The following is a 19,354-nucleotide window of genomic DNA, read 5'->3' as shown; positions in this document are numbered from 1 at the left end:
CCCCATGGACACCACGATCCCGGCGCTCGAGACCGAACCGCAAGTCTTCGTCCGGCCCTCGCGTGACGAGGACGTCGAGGCGATGCTTGCGATCTACCGCCGGCACATCCGCCGCGGGGTCGAGGACAGCGCGGCCGGCACCGGCGCGCCGGAGCCTGACGATCTCAAGCAGCGGCGCAAGAATTTGCGCAATCATCGCCTGCCGCATCTCGTCGCGACGTTTCGCGGCGAGGTCGTCGGATATGCCTATGTCGTGCAGTTCCGCAAACGCCCGGCCTATCGCTTCGCCGTGAAGCACTCGATCTATGTCCATCACGAGCATCTCGGCCGCGGCGTCGGCCGGCTACTCATGCAAGCCCTGATCGATGCCTCCGCCGCCGCGGGCTATCGGCAGATGATCGGCTACATCGATGCCGACAACACCGCCTCGCTCGGCATCCACGAGCGCTTCGGCTTCAAACGGGTCGGCCTGCTGCCGGGCGTCGCCTACCGTTACGGCCGCTGGTCAGACACCGTGATGGTCCAGCGATCCCTCGGCCCCGGCTCGGCCGAGGCGCCGGCCCGCTGAGCCTTTCCGTCAGGACGGGAAATCCGCCGCCTTCACCTGCATGCGGTCGGCGTGCAGCGACCAGTCGCGCAAATTCTGCGTCTTGCAGAATTCCTGCTTGGCGATCTCCGCCGCCTCGCCTTCGCTCTCGGCCTCAACCTCCAGCGTGCTCTGGCAGATTTCGCACTGGCGGCCGTTCTCGCCCAGCACGTCCTTCATGAAATGGATGACATAGCGCGACATGCAACCTCCCTGCCCTTGAAGCAGTGCTCGAAGCTGATGTTACCGCGCCTCGCGGTCCGCTGTTGACCGATATCAAGCGGCCGACGCAAATATTTGATGCAGCAGGCGGAACCGGCGCTCAGGCGCCGGCGGCAGGCAGGCTCGCGGCGGCGATGGCCACGAACCTGGACACCGCGCGCCGCACGCGGCCAGGAGCGGATTTCAGGATGGCATTCAACCGGCGCATCGGACCATTTTCCCTTCGGCGCCGAGCGAAAGATCAGGCTCAAGCTCATGGCGCTGCTTAGAAAAATGATCGGCCCCCTGCCGGCTGTCGAGACGGCGGCAAAAATAGCAATGGCTGCGTCGCCGCGGCCGCTCTGGAGAGAAGATTCATTGCTGCGCTGCGGCCTGCGACGCATGAAATCTTCTCTCCGCCCTTGACCCACTCTCGCTGCTCCGGCGTCACTCGGACCGTATCGCGGCACCGCGCCTGTCGCGCGGTCAGGGCTCGCGGTCGATCGGGCCCCGCGACCGCCCGCGGCTCGGTACGATGAGACGGCCCCGGCCGCTCCAGCAGCCGCGTTAACGACACCGTTGCCTTGAGCGGCTTTGAAGGCGGCTGTTGGCCCGGACCATGCTATGCAGCGGGGCATGAAGATCGTCATTCGCCTGTCGGCCTGGCTGCTCGCCGCAGCGGTCGCGTTCGCTACGCTGGGCCCACCAAAATATCGCCCGCATTCCCATCTCGGGCAAGATGGCGAGCACGCCCTCGCCTTCATTCTGGTCGGGCTTGCGTTCGGCCTTGCCTATCGCGGCCATCGGCTGTTGACGGCGGGGATCGCAGTCGTCCTGATAGGAGCCCTCGAGCTCGCCCAGTTCGTGGCGCCCGGACGGCACGCGCGTTTGGAGGATTTCATCGTCGACGCTGCGGCGGCCTGCGCAGGCTTTGGTCTTGCTGCGGCGATCGACTGGCTCATCCGGCAGCTCCGCCCCCAGACGGCGTGACAAGAGGCCCCGCCGCGACGGCGGCGAGGCCCCTCATGGTCACAGTGTCAGATCACTCGATGATCTTGATGACGCGGCGGGTGCGCGGATCGACGATCACGCGGCGATCGTTCACCACGGCATAGCGATACTCGGTGTAGCGCGGCACCGGCCGCAGCTCGACCGTATCCGGCAGCGGCTCGCCGACCACAACGCGCTCACGCACCACGACGGACGGATAACGCTCGGCGTCGATCGAGTTGATCACCGCATTCGGGATCTCCAGGCCAGCGCCGACGGCCGCACCGACGGTGCCGCCAACCATGGCGCCAACCGGACCGGCAACAGCACCACCAGCGGCTGCGCCATTGGCGGCGCCTTCGACGGTGGTGGACTGGGCGAAGGCAGCGGTCGACGCCAGCAGCGAGCCGGCGATCAGCGAAACGGCAAGACGGGTCCTCATCATTCTCTCCTCCAGTGTGTTCAAGGTGCCCGCTCAACACCGGGAGATCGCCTGTGGTTCCGGTTCCAGATGGCCGAAACTTCATCATGTCAGCAGGAACGAAATAGCGCGACGGCAGCAGAGACAGAGGCCGGCGCTCTGCGCCCAAGGCGGAGAGATGTCTCATGACTATCCACGCTTCAAACAGCGCACGCGCGTTCGCCGTCTCGCGGCGGATCACGCCCGAGTCCTGCGATCGACAGGGCCCTTCGATGAATCGAGAGGGCGCAGGGAATGCCGGGTGCTGGCCGCAACCCATGGCCCGCCTGCGAACAAGAATGCAGGCGGCAGGTACCACAGGTTCAGCCGGTCATCCGGCATTCCCTGCGCGGCGGTCTTAACGCTTCTTTCGCGCTCTCCTCGGGGACCGGCTGATTGACCCCGTCGTCCGCGCAAGGGCAAACGCCCTCGACACGGCCTTGACCTCGGCATCGGGAGGCCAGGACCACACGACTTCGCGTCCGTGATGTGTCGTTCGTCCGCACGTGCAAGCACATGCTGCGACACCTCACGGCCACCGCATCCCCGCCTCACGTGTCGTGACGATCGCGCGCAACGCCCCTCTCGGCGAAACGGGATGGCGACATGATGCACGATTTCTGACAAAACGAAAGACGAATTTTTCTGCCTTTCGGCGTCTTCAATGGCTTCCCATTGAATTGCCTTGCGAAATCATTTCCAACGCGCACGCCCTCCAGCACGGCTGGAGACCAGGCTTCCTGCTAGGATCGCGCAAATCGACGCAGGTGATTTGCCCGACGAGCAACGGGGACACAGTCCTCGACGGCCGAATGATGCCGTCCTCCACAAATGGGAGACGCACGAACGTGATGAAGACAAGGCTTTGCAAAAGCGTGTTCTCGCTCGTGATCCTCATTGGAATGTCTGCGGCGCAGGCGGCCGGAGTGAGAAACTTTGATATTCCTGCCAGCGCGGCGGGTCCGGCGATCCGCTTATTGGTCTGGACTCCCTGCGTCGAGGCTCCGCAGGAAATGGACGCGCGCGGAGCAACGTTCTTTGCCGTGCCGGGGTGTCAGGTCGCGGGGCAAAAGCTTCCGCTGGTCGTGATATCGCACGGCAGGCGAGGATGGTTCGGCGGTCACCACGATACGGCAGCGGCGTTGGCGGATGCCGGATTTGTGGTTGCAGCGCTCAATCATCCCGGCGACACTTGGCGCGATACAAGCCGCACCGACAGTCTCTCCGTCCTCGTTGAACGGCCAGCAGATATCAAGCGGCTGGTCGACTATATGCTAGATGGCTGGCCGGATGCGTCCCGCCTCGATCCCGAGCGTATCGGACTCTACGGCTTCTCCTTCGGAGGCTACACGGGCCTTGTCGCCATCGGCGGCCGTCCCGAATTGCGGAAAGGCTTGCCCAATTGCCAGACCTCCGGCTTGCGCGCATGCAAAGAACTCGAAAGCGGTGAACAGCCGGACCAACCGATCGTCCATGATCCACGCATCAAGGCCGCGGTCATCATCGATCCCTACCCCGTGTTCGTGTTTGCAGATGACGGTTTGAGCGGAATATCCGCTCCGGTCCAATTGTGGAGCTCTGACCCGGCGCAAAGCGCGGATGGTCTGTCCGGGTGCTGCGCGGCCGCGATCAGTCAGCGCCTTCCGGTCAAGGCAGAGCGGCATGTCGTCCCAAACGCCAAGCACTTTTCGTTCCTGGCCACCTGCACGCCGAAGGAAGTGGAGGCCACTCCGACGATATGCACCGATCCGCCGGGCTTCGATCGCGTGGACTTCCATCGCAAGCTCCACGCGGATGTCGTGGCATTCTTCCGACGTCACTTCGCCGAACCCGCGCCGCGATAGCGCTCGATCATGCTCTTTGCCGTGGGAAGAGCGTCTCACGCGTCCAGGTTCGCGGTCCACGTCTGGAATGTTTCAGGCTCGCCATCGTTCGCCAATGACTGCAGATAACGCGGCTTCCAGGTGTCCCTGATGAAAGCCTCCATGGTCGTGGGCAGCGGCGGGCGGGCGCTATGGAAGCGGACGCGGCGGTCGTTGAGGGCGTCAAGCGTCAGGCTGTCGTCGAGCCATTGTGCGGGCGTGCCGAACCTCTTGAGATACTCGGCCTCGATCTCCTTGCGCCGCCGGTCGACCAACCGATAAGCGACGGGACGGTCGATTTGCCTGCCGATCATCGCGGTCACCTCCAGCATGGTGAGATCCTCCGCGCCGACCTCGCGAATGACGCGGTGCTCGCCGGTCGGCTGCGTCAGCTCCTTGGCGGCGATATCGGCGATGTCCTGCGTCGCGATCCAGGACAGCTTCACATCGGGATTAAGCGACCAGGCGATGCGGCCGTGTCTGGCCACCGCCCCGCTGAAGAATAGCATGTTCTCCATGAACCAGCCGGCGCGCAGGTGGACGAGATCAATGGTGCCGAGCTCGTTCAGCGTCTGGTCCAGATGGTAGAAGCTCTCGAAATGCCCGGTCCGTCCTTCGACCTCCGAGCCGATCGCGGTCAGGCTCACCGCGCGCTTCACGGGCGATGCACGCAGCGCATCGACGAAGCGGCGGGCGACGGCCGGATAATGACCGTGAATGTTGCTCCAATCGGTCTTGACCATGAGGAACGCGGCCTCGGCATCCGCGAAGACCGTGTCGAGCGCCCCAGTGCCGGTGTCGAAGCTGCCGAGGCATGGTTCGGCGCCGAGTTTCACGAGCGCGTCGAGGCCAGGACCGCCGCGCGATAGCGCTTTCACCTGATGCCCCGCGCTGAGCAGCGTGCGGGTGAGCTTGGCACCGATCCGGCCGGTGGCGCCGACGACAGCAATGCGCATGGCAGTCTCCACAGGGTTGTTCGATCCCCATGTAGCGAATTGCCGCCGCGGCGGAATTTGGAGATAATGCCATATGATCGCTAAATCCGGCCAATCCCTGCAGCTGCGCCGCTGCGACGACGACCTCGACCCGGAGGCGTGGTCGGGGCCGGCCACCGCCGTCCATCTCGATTTCAGCGCTTACGCCGCCGAGGTGCCGGAGCATCAGCACCGGCAGGGCCAGCTCATCCTGGCCCTGCATGGCGCCGTCACCTGCACCGCCGCAAGCGGACTCTGGATCGTGCCGCCGGGCTGCGGCGTCTGGATTCCCGGCGGCGTGCCGCACAGCAATCGCGTCACGTCCAATGCCCGGTTGTGCTACCTGTTCGTCGAGCCCGGCGCGGCCGCGATGCCGCAGAGCTGCTGCACGCTTTCTGTGTCGCCGATGCTGCGCGAGATGATCCTCCGGCTGGCCGGCGCATCCGGCAACGCCGTGTCCGACGATCATATGAGCCGCCTGGTGCGGGTGTTGCTGGACGAGCTGGCGCTGATGCCGATCGAGCGGCTCGAGTTGCCCGCCTCCGGCCATCCCAAGATCGCGGCGATCACCGCGGCGCTGATCGCTAATCCGAGCGACCGCCGCACGCTCGCCGCATGGGCCGTCCACGTCGCCGTGAGCGAGCGCACCCTGAAGCGGCTGATGGTGCAGGAAACCGGGCTCACCTTCGGCCAGTGGCGGCGGCAATTGCACCTCGTCATCGCCCTGCGCGAGCTCGCCGGCGGCGCGACGGTGCAGCGGGTCTCGAGCGAGCTGGGCTACGAATCGGTGACGGCCTTCATCGTCATGTTCAAGAAGGCGATGGGGGCCACGCCGACGCGCTACTTTGCGACCCTCGACGGCGGGCCGGCGACCTGAACCAACTTACCAAGCGAGGGGCCACCGTTATTCGGTGACAGTGCACAGATTCAGATACTAATTATATGCACTGTCGTCATAACACCGGCGGGCTTCAGACGTCACAGGTCGAGTTCGGAAGCTCACTGTTCCGGCGGTAGACGCCATGCTACCATACCTCTCGTGATTGTGCTCAACCGAGAGGAGATGACGATGAAAGTCTTGTTCGTCTTGGCTCTGACTCTGGTGGCGGCTGCGGTCGCGCCCGCCAATGCGGAGGACCGGCGTGCGCTGCACGCGGGGCCCGCTCAAAGCCCGGCCACAGGCCTCGGCTGCACCGGCGGCGTGTGGCCCGCCTTTGCGGCTTGCAAGAACGTGTACCAGTTCAAGGATTATGCCGATTGCCATTCGGCCTCGATCAAGATGGGTTGGCGGACCAATGACATCTGGTGGTACTGCTCGAGCCTCGGCTTCAAGACCTGACCTCGCGTGAAGATCTGCATCACGGCCGGTGCTCTGCCGACGACTACGATCTTCTGAACGGCACCACTGATATCGTCAGGGATCGACGTATCGGTGCGGATGCTTGGCGCCATTGAGATTCATCCGATCGCGCGCGGTGAGCCCCGCTGCGCTTGCCCGTGGACGCTCCGAGAGGAATGCGGTAGGGCCGGCCATCCATCGCGTGTGGCGATGGAGTTGGATGTGGGGGACAGATGAGATTTTTGAGGGGGATCCTGGTCGCGGCGCTCGTGCTGGGGAGCACGGGGACGAGCCATGCAGCCGTGCGCATTGTTTTCGATCCGGGCGGACGGATCGGCAACTATGTCGACAGATTCGAGCTTCTGCGCAACTTTGGCGCGTCCGTCATCATCGACGGGATCTGCGCCGGCGCCTGCACGCTCGTTCTGTCCTACATTCCTCACGACAACATCTGTGTGACCCCGAGAGCCGCATTCGGGTTCAAGGTCGCTGACAATCCTGGGCCGGATGGAAAGCCTATTCCCAACCCCCAAGCAACACAGATGCTCTATGACCGCTACCCAGCGGCGGTGAAGAAATGGATCACGCGCCGTGGCGGCATGACCTCGCGCATGATCTTCCTTCGCGGCGCGCAGCTCCAAGCGCTGTACCGGCCCTGCGCCAGCGATGGCTAGGGTGCGCGCAGCGAACAGCGGTAAAGGCGCTCTGGATCACGCTGGTGAAATGGGGGCTTACATACACAGCTCGCCTGGGGCTGCCCCTCACCCCAGCCCTCTCCCCGTGAAGAACGGGGAGAGGGAGTGCACCGTGTGCTGCGGAGAAAGCTCGCTCGTCGTCTGCCTGGCACGGAGGCACGGCAACAGCAATGTAACCCGAGCCGAACTACACATGCAAAGCTCAGTTCGTGGAAACGAGCGCGCGCTCCGTCAACCAGCCGAGTCCCGCTTCCGTCGTCGTCTGGGGCTTGTACTCGCAGCCGATCCAGCCGGCGTAGCCGATGGCATCGAGGTGGCGGAACAAGAAGGGGTAGTTGATCTCGCCCGTCCCTGGCTCGTGGCGGCCGGGGTTGTCGGCGAGCTGGATGTGGGCGATGCGGGCGAGATGCTTCTGCATGGTGCGCGCGAGGTCGCCCTCCATGATCTGCATGTGGTAGATGTCGTATTGAACGAAGAGATTGTCCGACTCGACCTCCGAGATCAGCTGCAGGGCCTGGGCGGTGCGGTTGAGATAGAAGCCGGGGATGTCGAGCGTGTTGATCGGCTCGATCAGAAGCTTGATGCCCTGCGCCTTCAGCGCGGTCGCGGCGAAGCGGAGGTTGCGGATTAGCACCTGGTTCAGCTCACGCGGATCGGCGCCATCCGGCGCAATGCCGACGAGGCAGTTGAGCTGGCGGCAGTCGAGCGCGCGGGCATATTCGATCGCGCGACGGACGCCGTCGCGGAAGTCGTCGACACGATCGGGCAGGATGGCGATGCCGCGTTCGCCGGCGGCCCAGTTGCCGGCGGGCAGATTATGCAGCACCTGAGTCAGGCCGTGGCGGGCGAGCTGCTCGCGCAGCTCCGCTTTGTCGAACTCATAGGGGAACAGATACTCGACCCCGCCGAAGCCGGCCGCCTTGGCGGCGGCGAAGCGGTCGAGGAACGGCAGCTCGTTGAACAGCATGGTGAGGTTGGCGGCAAAGCGCGGCATGGTCTGGTCCTCGGATGAGAGCGGCGGATGCGATCAGGCCGGCTGCAAGGTGCGCGGCGGCTCGGCCGGGGTGTCGTCGACGGGCAGATCGAGCACCTCCTCGAACTCCACGACGTTGTCGATCTCGGTGCCCATCGCGATGTTGGTGACGCGTTCGAGCACGAACTCGACGACGACGGGCACCTGGTACTCCGCCATCCATTCGCGCGCGGTCGCGAACGCCGCCTGCGCCTGGCGCGGATCGGTGACGCGGATCGCCTTGCAGCCGAGGCCCTGCGCGACCGCGACGTGGTCGACGCCATAGCCGCCGACCTCCGGCGCGTTGATGTTCTCGAACGAGAGCTGCACCTGGTAGTCCATCGAGAAGCCGCGCTGCGCCTGGCGGATCAGGCCGAGATAGGCGTTGTTCACGACGACATGGATGTAGGGCAGATTGAACTGGGCGCCGACCGCGAGCTCCTCGATCAGGAACTGGAAGTCGTAGTCGCCGGAGAGCGCGACGATCTCACGCTTGGGATCGGCGGCGCGGACGCCGAGCGCGGCCGGCAGGGTCCAGCCGAGCGGGCCCGCCTGCCCGGCATTGATCCAGTGGCGCGGATGATTGACGCTGAGGAACTGCGCGCCGCCGATCTGCGACAGGCCGATGACGCTGACATAGCAGGTGTCGCGGCCGAACGCCTTGTTCATCTCGTGATAGACGCGCTGCGGCTTGATCGGCACCTGGTCGAAATCGCTGCGCCGGAGCATCGTGCGCTTGCGGTCCTGGCACGCCGCCGGCCACGCCTGCCGCTCACGCAGTTTCCCCGCCTTGCGCCATTCGCGCGCAACCGTGATGAACATCTCGAGCGCGGCCTTGGCATCGGAGACGATGCCGAGCTCGGGATTGAACACGCGCCCGATCTGGGTCGGCTCGATGTCGACATGCACGAAGGTTCGGCCCTTGGTGTAGGTCTCCAATGAGCCGGTGTGGCGGTTGGCCCAGCGGTTGCCGATGCCGAGGACGAAATCGGACTCAAGAAAGTTCGCGTTGCCGTAGCGATGGCTAGTCTGCAGGCCGACCATGCCGGCCATCAGCACGTGATCGTCGGGAATGGCGCCCCACCCCATCAGGGTCGGGACAACAGGCACGTTGACGGTCTCGGCGAAGGTGACGAGCAGATCGCTGGCATCGGCGTTGATGATGCCGCCGCCGGCAACGATCAGCGGCCGCTCCGCGGCGTTGAGCATCTCCAGCGCCTTCTCGACCTGCTTGCGGCTCGCGGCGGGCTTGTAGACCGGCAGCGGCGCATAGGTCTCGTCGTCGAACTCGATCTCGGCGAGCTGCACGTCGAGCGGCAGGTCGATCAGCACCGGGCCCGGCCGGCCCGAGCGCATGATGTGGAAGGCCTGGCTGAACACGCGCGGCACGAGGCCCGGCTCGCGCACCGTCACCGCCCATTTGGTCACGGGCTTGGCGATCTGCTCGATGTCGACGGCCTGGAAATCCTCCTTGTAGAGCCGCGCGCGCGGCGCCTGGCCGGTGATGCAGAGGATCGGAATGGAGTCTGCGATGGCCGAATAGAGGCCGGTGATCATGTCGGTGCCGGCGGGCCCGGACGTGCCGATGCACACGCCGATATTGCCGGCCTTGGCGCGGGTGTAGCCTTCGGCCATGTGCGAGGCGCCCTCGACATGGCGGGCGAGAATGTGGCGGATCGAGCCGCGCCGTTGCAGCGCGGAATAGAGCGGATTGATCGCCGCGCCGGGAACGCCGAAGGCGCAGGTGACGCCCTCCTTCTCCAAGATCCGCACCGCAGCATCGATCGCCCGCATCTTCGCCATCTCGCGCCTCCCGTTATTTGATGCGCGAGGATCGCTGCTGACGCCGTCGACCTCAATTCAGTCGTCGATTTTTCCCACGATGCGGCATGCTCGGCAAAACACCGGATGCCTCAGTTAGTTAGGATGGAAAGGCGCTGACACGTCCTAACAACATGCTACTCGAACAGCGGCGCGAGCTCCATCTGCGGCACCAGCACGAGGCCCTTGTCGGTGATACGAATTTCCGGAATGACCGATAGAGGAATCAAATTGAACCCCATGTAGGGAATGGTGCAGCCGGCCTCGACCCATTCCGTCTTGAGCAGCTTTACCTCATCAGCGACCTCGGTGATGCGCTTGTCCGACAAGAGCCCCGCGATCGGCAGCGGCACCATCGCCCGCACGTTGCCGTCGGCGACGACGCAGACGCCGCCCTGCTGCGCGCCGATGGCGGCCACCGCTGTCTGCATGTCGGCCTCGTTGGTGCCGGCGACGATGATGTTGTGGCTGTCATGGCCGACGCTGGAGGCGACGGCACCGCGCTTCAGGCCGAAATCCTTCAACAGCCCATGCGCGACGTTGCCGGCCGACTTGCCGTGGCGCTCGATCACCGCGACGAAGCAGAGGCCGTGGCGCGCGAACAGCGTCTCCCAATCCTTGGCCGGCTCGATCGCGACCTTCTCATGGATCAGCGTGATGCCGGGCAGCGCGGTCTTGATCGCATTGACGATGCAGGCCTTGGTCGGCAGCTCCGGCGTCAGCTTCATCTGCGCCGGCAGCTTCACGGTCGCATAGGCCGCCTTCGGATACTGATAGCGCTGCGACAGCGCCTCATCGAGCCGCGCGGTGATCTTGCCCTTGTCGACGACGAGCTCGCCGCCATACCAGGTCGATTGCGGCTTGAGGCCGTCGTCGAGCAGCACGAGATCGGCGCGGCGGCCGCCGCCGAGGCCGCCGATCTCGCCATCCATCGCAAAGCGCGTCGCGCCGTGCAGCGAGCCCATCGACCACGCCTGCTCCGGCGACATGCCGGCCTTCACCGCCTCGCGCACCACCCAGTCCAGGCCGAACAGCATGAGGTCATCGGCATCGCGATCGTCGGTGCAGACGGCCGTGCGCTTGTGCGAGGCGCCGAGCTCGGTGATGGTGCGTATCGCCTGCGGCAAGCTATGCCACGGCGTCGTCGGCGGACCCCCGCGCAGGAAGATCCAGACGCCGGCATCCAAGAGGTCGTCGGCGATGTCGCGGTCGATCGCCTCATGCGTGTCGGTCACGCCGCTCGCCGCATAGGCGGCGACGAACTCGCGGCCATAGACATGGCCCGAGACCGGCCGCCCGCGCTGCAGCGCCGCGGCGAGGATGGCGTGGCTGCGCTCGTCGCCCATGCAGACCGGCACGAAGTCCATCTTCTCGCCGAGCGCCACCGCCTCCGGCCAGCGGTCGAACAGGCCGGCGATCTTGTCCGGCGTGAGATCGCCGCCGGCGGTCTCCAGCGCGGCCGACGTCGCCGGCACCGTCGAGGGCACGGTGAGGAAGATCGACAGCGGCGCCTGCCGCGCATCCTCCAACATCGCCTCGACGCCGGCGACATCCATCACGTTGCCGATCTCATGGCTGTCGCAGAAGATCGTCGTGGTGCCGTTGAGCAGCGCCGCCTCCGCATAGGCGCAGGCCGTGACCATCGAGGATTCGATGTGGATGTGCGGATCGACCAAACCAGGGGCGATGATGCCGCCGGCCGCGTCGTAGATCGCGAAGCCTGAGGGAAGCGCCTTGTGCGCGCCCGCCGGCTTCACCGCCGCGACGCGCCCGCCGGTGATCCACAGCTCGCGGCTCGGCAGAATGCGCTCCGAATAGGTCGACAGCACCCGCGCGCCGGTGAGCACGAGGTCGGGCGCGACGCGGCCGGAGGCGACATCGGCCAACCGGCGCGTCATTGTGTGCAAAAGGGCGACGGAGAAGCGGTTCAGCCTGGTCATCCGGATGTCTCGCTGGAGTTGTTGGCGATTACCAGTGGGATGGTCGCGCCAGGACACGCAGGGAGCAAGCTCAAATAGACCCGTCCGGCTGCCCACACGCTAGGCAGGCATATCGGGTCGTCCCCTCTTCAGTTCACGTCTGGTGTCGGCGACTTCGCGCCTCCCAGCGCCGCCGTCAGCTCCGCCGCGATGTCCCGCACCATGCCGCCGACCACCGGCACCCGCTCTTCCGTCAGCCGGCTCGCCAGGCCCGACACCGAGATCGCGGCCAGCGGCTCGCGGCAGGAATCGTGGACGACGGCGGCGATGCAGCGCAGACCGAGCCTCGCCTCCTCGTCGTCAACGGCGTAGCCCTGGCGGCGAATGAGCTCCAGTTCGCGGAACAGGTCGCTGGCGCGGATGATGGACTTTTCGGTCAGGCGCGGCATGCCCTGACGGTGGATGATGGCGTTGACGTCGTCGTCGGAATAGGTCGCGAGCACCGCCTTGCCCATGCCGGAGGCGACCATCGACAGGCGGCCTCCGACCTTGGTCAGCGAGCGCATGATCTCGCGGCTGTCGAGCCGCAGCAGCACCATCAGCGACTCATCGTCGACGACGGCGAGGTTCGCGGTCTCGCGCGACTGGTCGCGGAGCCGCCGCAGATAGGGAATCGCGAGCGCGACGAAGTTGCGCCGCCGGGTGAAGGTGGCGCCGACGGCAAAGCTCTGCGCGCCGACGTGCCATTTCGACTCCAGCCGATCGAACTGGACGAAGCGGCGCTTCTCCAGGGTCGTCAGCAGGCGATGCACAGTGGAGGTCGACAGGCCGGCGCGCACGGCGAGATCGCTGAGGCGATAGCCTTCGTCGTCCTCGGCGAGAATTTCCAGGATCTGCAGCGCGCGGCCGACGGATTGCACGCCGCCGTCGCGGGGCTCGGCCGCGGCATCTGCGCGTGGCTCGATCGTCTTGCGACGGATCACGTGGCGCCTCTCTGCGCGGCCCTCATGAGGCGGCGTCGTTGCAGGACGGACGGATCTTGCTTCGTCAGGCTATCAAATAAAGTGCCGCCCCGGCGAGAGGCCGGAGCGGCATTCGCGTCACGATGACTTAGAGCAGGCCCGCGCCGCGCGCCCACTTGTACTTGGCCCCTAACACCTCGACCGGGAGCTCGGTTGAATAGGCGTAGGCCGGGATGCCGTTCTGGTAGAGATATTCGGCGGCTTCCTCGACCTCGACGTCGCCGGCGAGCGAGGCGACCATCGGCTTGACGAAGCCCTTGGCCTCCATCTCCTTCTTCACCTCGACCATGTTGCGCGCGAACACCATCGGCGGGGTCACGATCGTGTGCCAATAGCCGAGGATCAGCGCGTGGATGCGCTCGTCCGACAGGCCGAGCTTGACCGTGTTCACATAGGTGATCGGCGGCTCGCCACCGGTGATGTCGACCGGGTTGCCGGCGGCACCGAACGGCGGGATGAACTTGCGGAACGCGGCATCGAGATCCGGCGGCATCGTCATCAGCGACAGGCCGTTGTCGACGACGGCGTCGGACAAGAGCACGCCCGAACCGCCGGCGCCGGTGATGATGAGGACGTTCTCACCCTTCGGCGTCGGCAGCACCGGCACGCCGCGGGCGAATTCGAGCAGCTGGCGCAGGCTGCGGGCGCGGATGACGCCGGACTGCTTCAGCACGTCCTCATAGATCTTGTCGTTGCCGGCCAGCGCGCCGGTGTGCGACGAGGCCGCCTTGGCGCCTGCCGAGGTGCGGCCGGCCTTGAGCACGATGACCGGCTTCTTCTTGGAGACGCGCTTGGCGGCTTCCGCAAAGGCGCGGCCGTCCTTGAGGTCCTCGCAGTGCTGCGCGATCAGGTTGGTGTTCGGATCCTGCTCGAAGAAGGCGAGCAGATCGTCCTCGTCGATATCAGACTTGTTGCCGAGGCCGACGATCGCCGAGACGCCCATCTTGGCCGAGCGCGAGAAGCCGATGATCGCCATGCCGATGCCGCCCGACTGCGACGACAGCGCCGCGTGGCCCTTGACGTCATAGGCGGTGCAGAAGGTCGCGCAGAGATTGGCCGGCGTGTAGTAGAAGCCGTAGATGTTCGGCCCCATCAGGCGGACATTGTACTTCTTGCCGATCTCGACGATCTCGGCCTGCAGCTCAGGCTCGTTGGCTTCGGCGAAGCCCGAGGGGATCAGCACCGCGCCGGGGATCTGCTTCTCGCCGCATTCGGTCAGCGCGCCGGCGACGAACTTGGCGGGGATCGCGAACACCGCCGTGTCGATCACGCCCGGCACGTCCTTGACGCTCTTATACGCCTTGTAGCCGAGGATCTCGGAGGCCTTCGGGTGGATCGGGTAGATCTGGCCCTTGTAGCCGCCGTTGATCAGGTTCTTCATCACGGAGTTGCCGATCTTGCCGTCCTCGGCGGAGGCGCCGATCACGGCGACCGCTTGGGGCTTCATGATGCGGTTCATCGCGGTGACGATGTCCTCGTTCGAGCGTGGCGCCGGACGGGGCTTGTAGTCGAAATCGACGACGATGCGGACGTCGGCCGCGATCGCGCCGTTCTTGGTGGCGAACACCGGGTTGAGGTCGAGCTCGACGATTTCAGGGAAATCGCTGACCAGCTTCGAGACCTTGACGATGACGTCCGACAGCGCCTCGCGGCTGACGGCATCGCCGCCGCGCACGCCCTTCAACATTTCGTGCGCCTGGATGCCGTCGAGCATCGACAGAGCGTCTTCCTTGGTGGCGGGGGCGAGACGGAATGTCACATCCTTCAGCACCTCGACCAGCACGCCGCCGAGACCGAAGGCCACCAGCTTGCCGAACGAGCCGTCGGTGATGGAGCCGACGATCACCTCGGTACCGCCGGTCAGCATCTGCTGCACCTGGATGCCTTCGATCTTGGCGTCGGCCTTGTACTTCTTCGCATTCGCGAGAATGGTCTCATACGCCTTCTGCGCATCGTCAGCGGTCTTGACGCCGACGATGACGCCGCCCGCTTCCGTCTTGTGCAGGATATCCGGCGAGACGATCTTCATCACCACCGGGAAACCCATGTCGCCGGCGAGCTTGGCAGCTTCACCGGCCGACTTCGCCAATCCCTCTTTCGGCACCGGAATCCCGTAGGCGTCGCAGACGATCTTGCCTTCGGGCGCAGTCAGGGCGGTGCGTTTGTCCGCCTTCACACGATCGAGCACGTCTCGGATCGTGGCCTTGGCGTTGGGGATGGCGTCAGACATTGGGGCTTCCTCCTGGGGGATTGCTGGTGGTTTATGGCATTTGGTATGCCAGAAGCAAACTTTGTCAAGCGCATCGAAGATGTGGAAACGCTGAAAAATCGCTCACCTTGACAGTCTGGCATCTGGCATGCCAAAAATATTGGACGCAAAATGCTGTACACAGTGATCTCCCAAGGAGAGGAGATCGGTCGTGTCGACAGAGAAAACGAACAAGGCATTGCCCATCATGGCCGAGGCTGACATCGCGATCGCTCGCATCGCCCCGGAGACGAGCTTCAAGAATAAGGCCTATGAGGCCTTGAAAGAAGCCATTCTGAAGATGGACATCTACGCCTCGCCCGAGCCGGTCATGCTCGACGAGCGCGCGCTTTCCGAACGCCTCGGTGTCAGCCGCACGCCGATCCGCGAGGCGATCGCGATGCTCGAGCAGGACGGCTTCGTGAAGACCGTGCCGCGCCGTGGCATCGTCGTGGTGCGCCGGACGAAGAGCGAGATCGTCGACATGATCCGCGCCTGGGCGGCGCTGGAGAGCATGGCGGCGCGCCTCATCACCACGATCGCGCGCAAGAAGGACATCACGGCGCTGCGCGACTACTTCAAGGATTTCGGCAAGGACCGTCCGCCGCAGGAGCACATCGAGGAATATTCCAAGGCGAACATCGCGTTTCATCAGGCGCTGATCTCGCTGTCGGAGTCGCCGGTGCTGGTCGACATGACCAACGACATTCTGCTCCATGTGCGCGGTTATCGCCAGCTCACGATCGGCCGCACCGATCGTATCGCGGCGTCCCTGCCCGAGCACCTCGCGATCATCGAGGCGCTGGAGGAACGCAACACCGAGCTCGCCGAGAAGCGCGCCCGTGATCACACGCTGGGCCTCGCGACCTATGTCGAGACGCACGGTCAAGAACTGTTCAGCTAACTTCAAACAGAAGACGCGGAATGCGCCTTCATAGACGACCAGGGAGAGGCGCATGCCGCAGACAGCCATGAAGACCGAGGCGGAGACCCACGAGGAGCTGACGGACGGCTTCCATCTCGTCATTGACGCGATGAAGCTGAACGGGATCGACACGATCTACAACGTCCCGGGGATTCCGATCACCGACCTCGGCCGCATGGCGCAGGCTGAAGGCATCCGCGTGCTGTCCTTCCGCCACGAGCAGAACGCCGGCTACGCCGCCGCGATCGCCGGCTTCCTCACCAAGAAGCCGGGCGTCTGCCTGACCGTCTCCGCGCCGGGCTTCCTCAACGGCCTCACCGCGCTGGCGCATGCCACGACCAACTGCTTCCCGATGATCCTGGTCTCGGGCTCATCGGAGCGCGAGATCGTCGACCTGCAGCAGGGCGACTATGAGGAGATGGATCAGCTCGCGATCGCCAAGCCGCTGTGCAAGGCGGCGTTCCGCGTGCTGCACGCCCAGGACATCGGCATCGGCTTCGCCCGCGCCATCCGCGCCGCCGTTTCGGGGCGTCCCGGCGGCGTCTATCTCGATCTGCCGGCCAAACTGTTCGGCCAGGTGATGAACGCGCAGGCAGGCCACGCCTCGCTGGTCAAGGTGATCGATCCGGCTCCGGCGCAGATCCCCTCCCCCGACTCGGTCAAGCGCGCGCTCGACGTGCTCAAGAGCGCCAAGCGTCCGCTGATCATCCTCGGCAAGGGCGCGGCCTATGCGCAGGCTGATGAGGCGATCAAGACCTTCGTCGAGAAGAGCGGCGTGCCGTTCCTGCCGATGAGCATGGCAAAGGGCCTGCTGCCCGATTTGCATCCGCAATGCGCCGGCGCGGCGCGCTCGACGGTGCTGAAGGATTCCGATGTCGTCATGCTGATCGGCGCCCGCCTCAACTGGCTGCTGTCGCACGGCAAGGGCAAGAGCTGGGGCGATCAACCCAAGAAGTTCATCCAGGTCGACATCGAGCCGAAGGAAATGGACTCCAACGTCGAGATCGCGGCCCCCGTGGTCGGCGACATCGGCTCGGTCGTCACGGCGTTCTCCGAGGCGATGGGCAGCAACTGGGCCAAGGCGCCGGTCGAGTGGCTGAGCGCGGTACAGAAGAAGCGCGAGGACAACGTCGCCAAGATGGCGCCGCGGCTGATGAACAACAACTCGCCGATGGACTATCACGGCGCGCTCGGCGTGCTCCGCACCATCATCAAGGAGCGTCCGGACGCGATCCTGGTCAACGAGGGCGCCAACACGCTCGACCTCGCCCGCGGCGTGATCGACATGTATCAGCCGCGCAAGCGGCTCGACGTCGGCACCTGGGGCGTGATGGGCATCGGCATGGGCTCGGCGATCGCCGCTGCCGTCGAGACCGGTAAGCCGGTGCTGGCGATCGAGGGCGACTCGGCCTTCGGCTTCTCCGGCATGGAAGTCGAGACCATCTGCCGCTACAATCTGCCGATCTGCGTCGTCATCTTCAACAATGACGGCATCTATCGCGGCACCGACCAGAATTCGGCGGGCAGCGATCCCGCGACCACCGTGTTCGTCAAGGGTGCGCGCTACGACAAGATGATGGAGGCCTTTGGCGGCGTCGGCGTCAACGCGACGAGCCCCGACGAGCTGAAGCGCGCCGTCAACGCGGCGATGGACTCCGGCAAGCCGACCTTGATCAATGCCGTGATCGATCCCGCAGCGGGCTCCGAGAGCGGCCGTATCGGCAATCTCAATCCGCAGAGCGTGCTGACCAAGAAGAAGTAAGGCCACCCGCAAGACATCACCTGCCCGCCCATGCGGGATGACCATTCGATACGGAGAGGAACAACATGACCAAGGCGCTCGAGGGCGTTCGCATTCTCGACTTCACCCACGTCCAGTCCGGACCGACCTGCACCCAGCTGCTGGCCTGGTTCGGCGCCGACGTGATCAAGGTCGAGCGTCCGGGCGTGGGTGACATCACCCGCGGCCAGCTGCAGGACATTCCAAACGTGGACAGCCTCTATTTCACGATGCTGAACCACAACAAGCGGTCGATCACGCTCGACACCAAGAACCCGAAGGGCAAGGAAGTCCTCACCGAGCTGATCAAGAAGTGCGACGTGCTGGTCGAGAATTTCGGCCCCGGCGTGCTCGATCGCATGGGCTTCCCCTGGGAGAAGATCCAGGCGATCAACCCGAAGATGATCGTCGCCTCGATCAAGGGCTTTGGTCCCGGCCCCTACGAGGACTGCAAGGTCTACGAGAACGTCGCGCAGTGCACCGGCGGCGCCGCCTCGACCACCGGCTTCCGTGACGGCCTGCCGCTGGTCACCGGCGCGCAGATCGGCGATTCCGGCACCGGCCTGCATCTGGCGCTCGGCATCGTCACCGCGCTCTATCAGCGCACCCACACCGGCCGTGGCCAGCGCGTCACCGCAGCGATGCAGGACGGCGTGCTCAACCTCTGCCGCGTCAAGCTGCGCGACCAGCAGCGCCTCGACCACGGCCCGCTGAAGGAATACAGCCAGTTCGGCGAGGGCGTGCCGTTCGGCGATGCCGTGCCGCGCGCCGGCAACGACTCCGGCGGTGGCCAGCCGGGCCGCATCCTGAAGTGCAAGGGCTGGGAGACCGATCCGAACGCCTACATCTACTTCATCACCCAGGCCCCGGTCTGGGAGAAGATCTGCGACGTGATCGGCGAGCCCACCTGGAAGACCGACCCGAACTACGCCAAGCCCGCCGCCCGCCTGCCGCGCCTGAACGAGATCTTCGGCCGCATCGAGCAGTGGACCATGACCAAGACCAAGTTCGAGGCCATGGACATCCTGAACGAGTTCGACATCCCCTGCGGCCCGATCCTGTCGATGAAGGAGATCGCCGAGGACGAGTCGCTGCGCAAGACCGGCACGCTGGTCGAGGTCGACCACCCGACCCGCGGCAAATATCTCTCGGTCGGCAACCCGATCAAGCTGTCGGACAGCCCGGCCGACGTCACCCGCTCTCCCCTGCTCGGCGAGCACACCGACGAGATCCTCCGCCAGGTCCTCGGCTTCAGCGACCACCAGGTCGCCGAAATCCACGACTCCGGCGCACTGGATCCGCCGCGGAAGGAAGCGGCGGAGTAAGGCAGCTAGTTACGCCTTAAACAGGTGCGGCGCGATCGCCGCTCCCCTCCTAATCAACATCAAGCCGCCGGCGTCACCGGCGGCTTTCTGTTATCGCAGTTGAGGATTGGCCTCTCCGGCGCAGATCGACGATAACCTTGGTCCGGTTGCGGCCGTCGATCGCGACTGTTGAGCGTTTATGAACCAAAGAACGCC

General features: G+C 65.1%; 18 protein-coding genes. 9 read left to right on the top strand and 9 right to left on the bottom strand.

The genetic code is table 11. The annotated features are described in order from the left end of the window. The first annotated feature begins 4 nt into the window (after positions 1 to 4). Entirely contained in the window at positions 5 to 568 is a 564-nt protein-coding gene (locus tag ACVILH_RS18355) for an N-acetyltransferase family protein (RefSeq protein WP_456714131.1), read from the top strand. Between the two features lie 9 nt (positions 569 to 577). Here ACVILH_RS18355 and ACVILH_RS18350 read toward each other — a convergent pair whose 3' ends face one another. Then, complete coding sequence (locus tag ACVILH_RS18350) at positions 578 to 790, bottom strand: hypothetical protein (RefSeq protein WP_006610655.1); 213 nt, start codon at positions 788 to 790, stop codon at positions 578 to 580. Next, positions 763 to 1,191, bottom strand: coding sequence for a hypothetical protein (locus ACVILH_RS18345; RefSeq protein WP_456714130.1), 429 nt, complete (start codon positions 1,189 to 1,191; stop codon positions 763 to 765). Before ACVILH_RS18345 ends, ACVILH_RS18350 begins: the two co-directional genes overlap by 28 nt. 232 nt (positions 1,192 to 1,423) lie before the next feature. Between ACVILH_RS18345 and ACVILH_RS18340 the strand changes: the two genes are divergently transcribed. Continuing rightward, complete coding sequence (locus ACVILH_RS18340) at positions 1,424 to 1,777, top strand: VanZ family protein (protein ID WP_456714129.1); 354 nt, start codon at positions 1,424 to 1,426, stop codon at positions 1,775 to 1,777. 52 nt (positions 1,778 to 1,829) lie between these two features. Here ACVILH_RS18340 and ACVILH_RS18335 read toward each other — a convergent pair whose 3' ends face one another. Further along, complete coding sequence (locus tag ACVILH_RS18335) at positions 1,830 to 2,219, bottom strand: DUF1236 domain-containing protein (protein WP_006610660.1); 390 nt, start codon at positions 2,217 to 2,219, stop codon at positions 1,830 to 1,832. Positions 2,220 to 3,088: 869 nt separating this feature from the next. Between ACVILH_RS18335 and ACVILH_RS18330 the strand changes: the two genes are divergently transcribed. Continuing rightward, a complete protein-coding gene (locus ACVILH_RS18330; RefSeq protein WP_456714128.1) occupies positions 3,089 to 4,081 on the top strand; it encodes an alpha/beta hydrolase family protein in 993 nt (330 codons plus the stop codon). A gap of 35 nt (positions 4,082 to 4,116) precedes the next feature. Here ACVILH_RS18330 and ACVILH_RS18325 read toward each other — a convergent pair whose 3' ends face one another. Then, entirely contained in the window at positions 4,117 to 5,055 is a 939-nt protein-coding gene (locus tag ACVILH_RS18325) for an NmrA family NAD(P)-binding protein (protein WP_456714127.1), read from the bottom strand. Between the two features lie 73 nt (positions 5,056 to 5,128). Here ACVILH_RS18325 and ACVILH_RS18320 point away from each other — a divergent pair, with 73 nt between their 5' ends. The 3 genes from ACVILH_RS18320 (at position 5,129) to ACVILH_RS18310 (ending at position 7,086) form a co-directional block, all read left to right on the top strand. After that, positions 5,129 to 5,950, top strand: a complete 822-nt coding sequence (locus tag ACVILH_RS18320; RefSeq protein ID WP_456714126.1) for an AraC family transcriptional regulator — start codon at positions 5,129 to 5,131, stop codon at positions 5,948 to 5,950. Positions 5,951 to 6,142: 192 nt separating this feature from the next. Next, positions 6,143 to 6,412, top strand: a complete 270-nt coding sequence (locus ACVILH_RS18315) for a hypothetical protein (RefSeq protein WP_456714125.1) — start codon at positions 6,143 to 6,145, stop codon at positions 6,410 to 6,412. A 233-nt stretch (positions 6,413 to 6,645) separates the two neighbouring features. Further along, entirely contained in the window at positions 6,646 to 7,086 is a 441-nt protein-coding gene (locus tag ACVILH_RS18310) for a hypothetical protein (RefSeq protein ID WP_456714124.1), read from the top strand. 223 nt (positions 7,087 to 7,309) lie between these two features. Here ACVILH_RS18310 and hyi read toward each other — a convergent pair whose 3' ends face one another. The 5 genes from hyi to ACVILH_RS18285 form a co-directional block, all read right to left on the bottom strand. Continuing rightward, positions 7,310 to 8,101 carry a hydroxypyruvate isomerase gene (hyi, locus tag ACVILH_RS18305; RefSeq protein ID WP_456714123.1) on the bottom strand — a complete coding sequence of 264 codons (792 nt, stop codon included), beginning with the start codon at positions 8,099 to 8,101 and terminating at the stop codon, positions 7,310 to 7,312. Positions 8,102 to 8,134: 33 nt separating this feature from the next. Then, positions 8,135 to 9,922 (bottom strand): glyoxylate carboligase, encoded by a 1,788-nt coding sequence (gene gcl, locus ACVILH_RS18300; RefSeq protein ID WP_456714122.1) that lies wholly within the window; start codon positions 9,920 to 9,922, stop codon positions 8,135 to 8,137. Between the two features lie 155 nt (positions 9,923 to 10,077). Further along, positions 10,078 to 11,880: an adenine deaminase gene (locus ACVILH_RS18295; protein ID WP_456714121.1), complete on the bottom strand. Its 1,803-nt coding sequence runs from the start codon at positions 11,878 to 11,880 to the stop codon at positions 10,078 to 10,080. 128 nt (positions 11,881 to 12,008) lie between these two features. Beyond that, positions 12,009 to 12,842, bottom strand: a complete 834-nt coding sequence (locus ACVILH_RS18290; protein ID WP_456714120.1) for an IclR family transcriptional regulator — start codon at positions 12,840 to 12,842, stop codon at positions 12,009 to 12,011. 127 nt (positions 12,843 to 12,969) lie between these two features. Then, on the bottom strand, positions 12,970 to 15,111 hold the full coding sequence (locus tag ACVILH_RS18285) for an acetate--CoA ligase family protein (protein WP_456714119.1): 2,142 nt from the start codon (positions 15,109 to 15,111) through the stop codon (positions 12,970 to 12,972). Positions 15,112 to 15,337: 226 nt separating this feature from the next. Here ACVILH_RS18285 and ACVILH_RS18280 point away from each other — a divergent pair, with 226 nt between their 5' ends. The 3 genes from ACVILH_RS18280 (at position 15,338) to frc (ending at position 19,159) form a co-directional block, all read left to right on the top strand. Continuing rightward, positions 15,338 to 16,033: a GntR family transcriptional regulator gene (locus ACVILH_RS18280; protein ID WP_371259368.1), complete on the top strand. Its 696-nt coding sequence runs from the start codon at positions 15,338 to 15,340 to the stop codon at positions 16,031 to 16,033. A 52-nt stretch (positions 16,034 to 16,085) separates the two neighbouring features. Then, positions 16,086 to 17,816 (top strand): oxalyl-CoA decarboxylase, encoded by a 1,731-nt coding sequence (gene oxc / locus ACVILH_RS18275; protein ID WP_456714118.1) that lies wholly within the window; start codon positions 16,086 to 16,088, stop codon positions 17,814 to 17,816. A gap of 65 nt (positions 17,817 to 17,881) precedes the next feature. Next, complete coding sequence (gene frc / locus ACVILH_RS18270) at positions 17,882 to 19,159, top strand: formyl-CoA transferase (RefSeq protein WP_011927755.1); 1,278 nt, start codon at positions 17,882 to 17,884, stop codon at positions 19,157 to 19,159. Positions 19,160 to 19,354 lie beyond the last annotated feature (195 nt).

The sequence above is a fragment of the Bradyrhizobium sp. USDA 4353 genome, assembly GCF_054063215.1.
The sequence above is the reverse complement of the archived record's forward strand: the minus strand, read 5'-3'. Positions and strand labels throughout refer to the sequence as shown.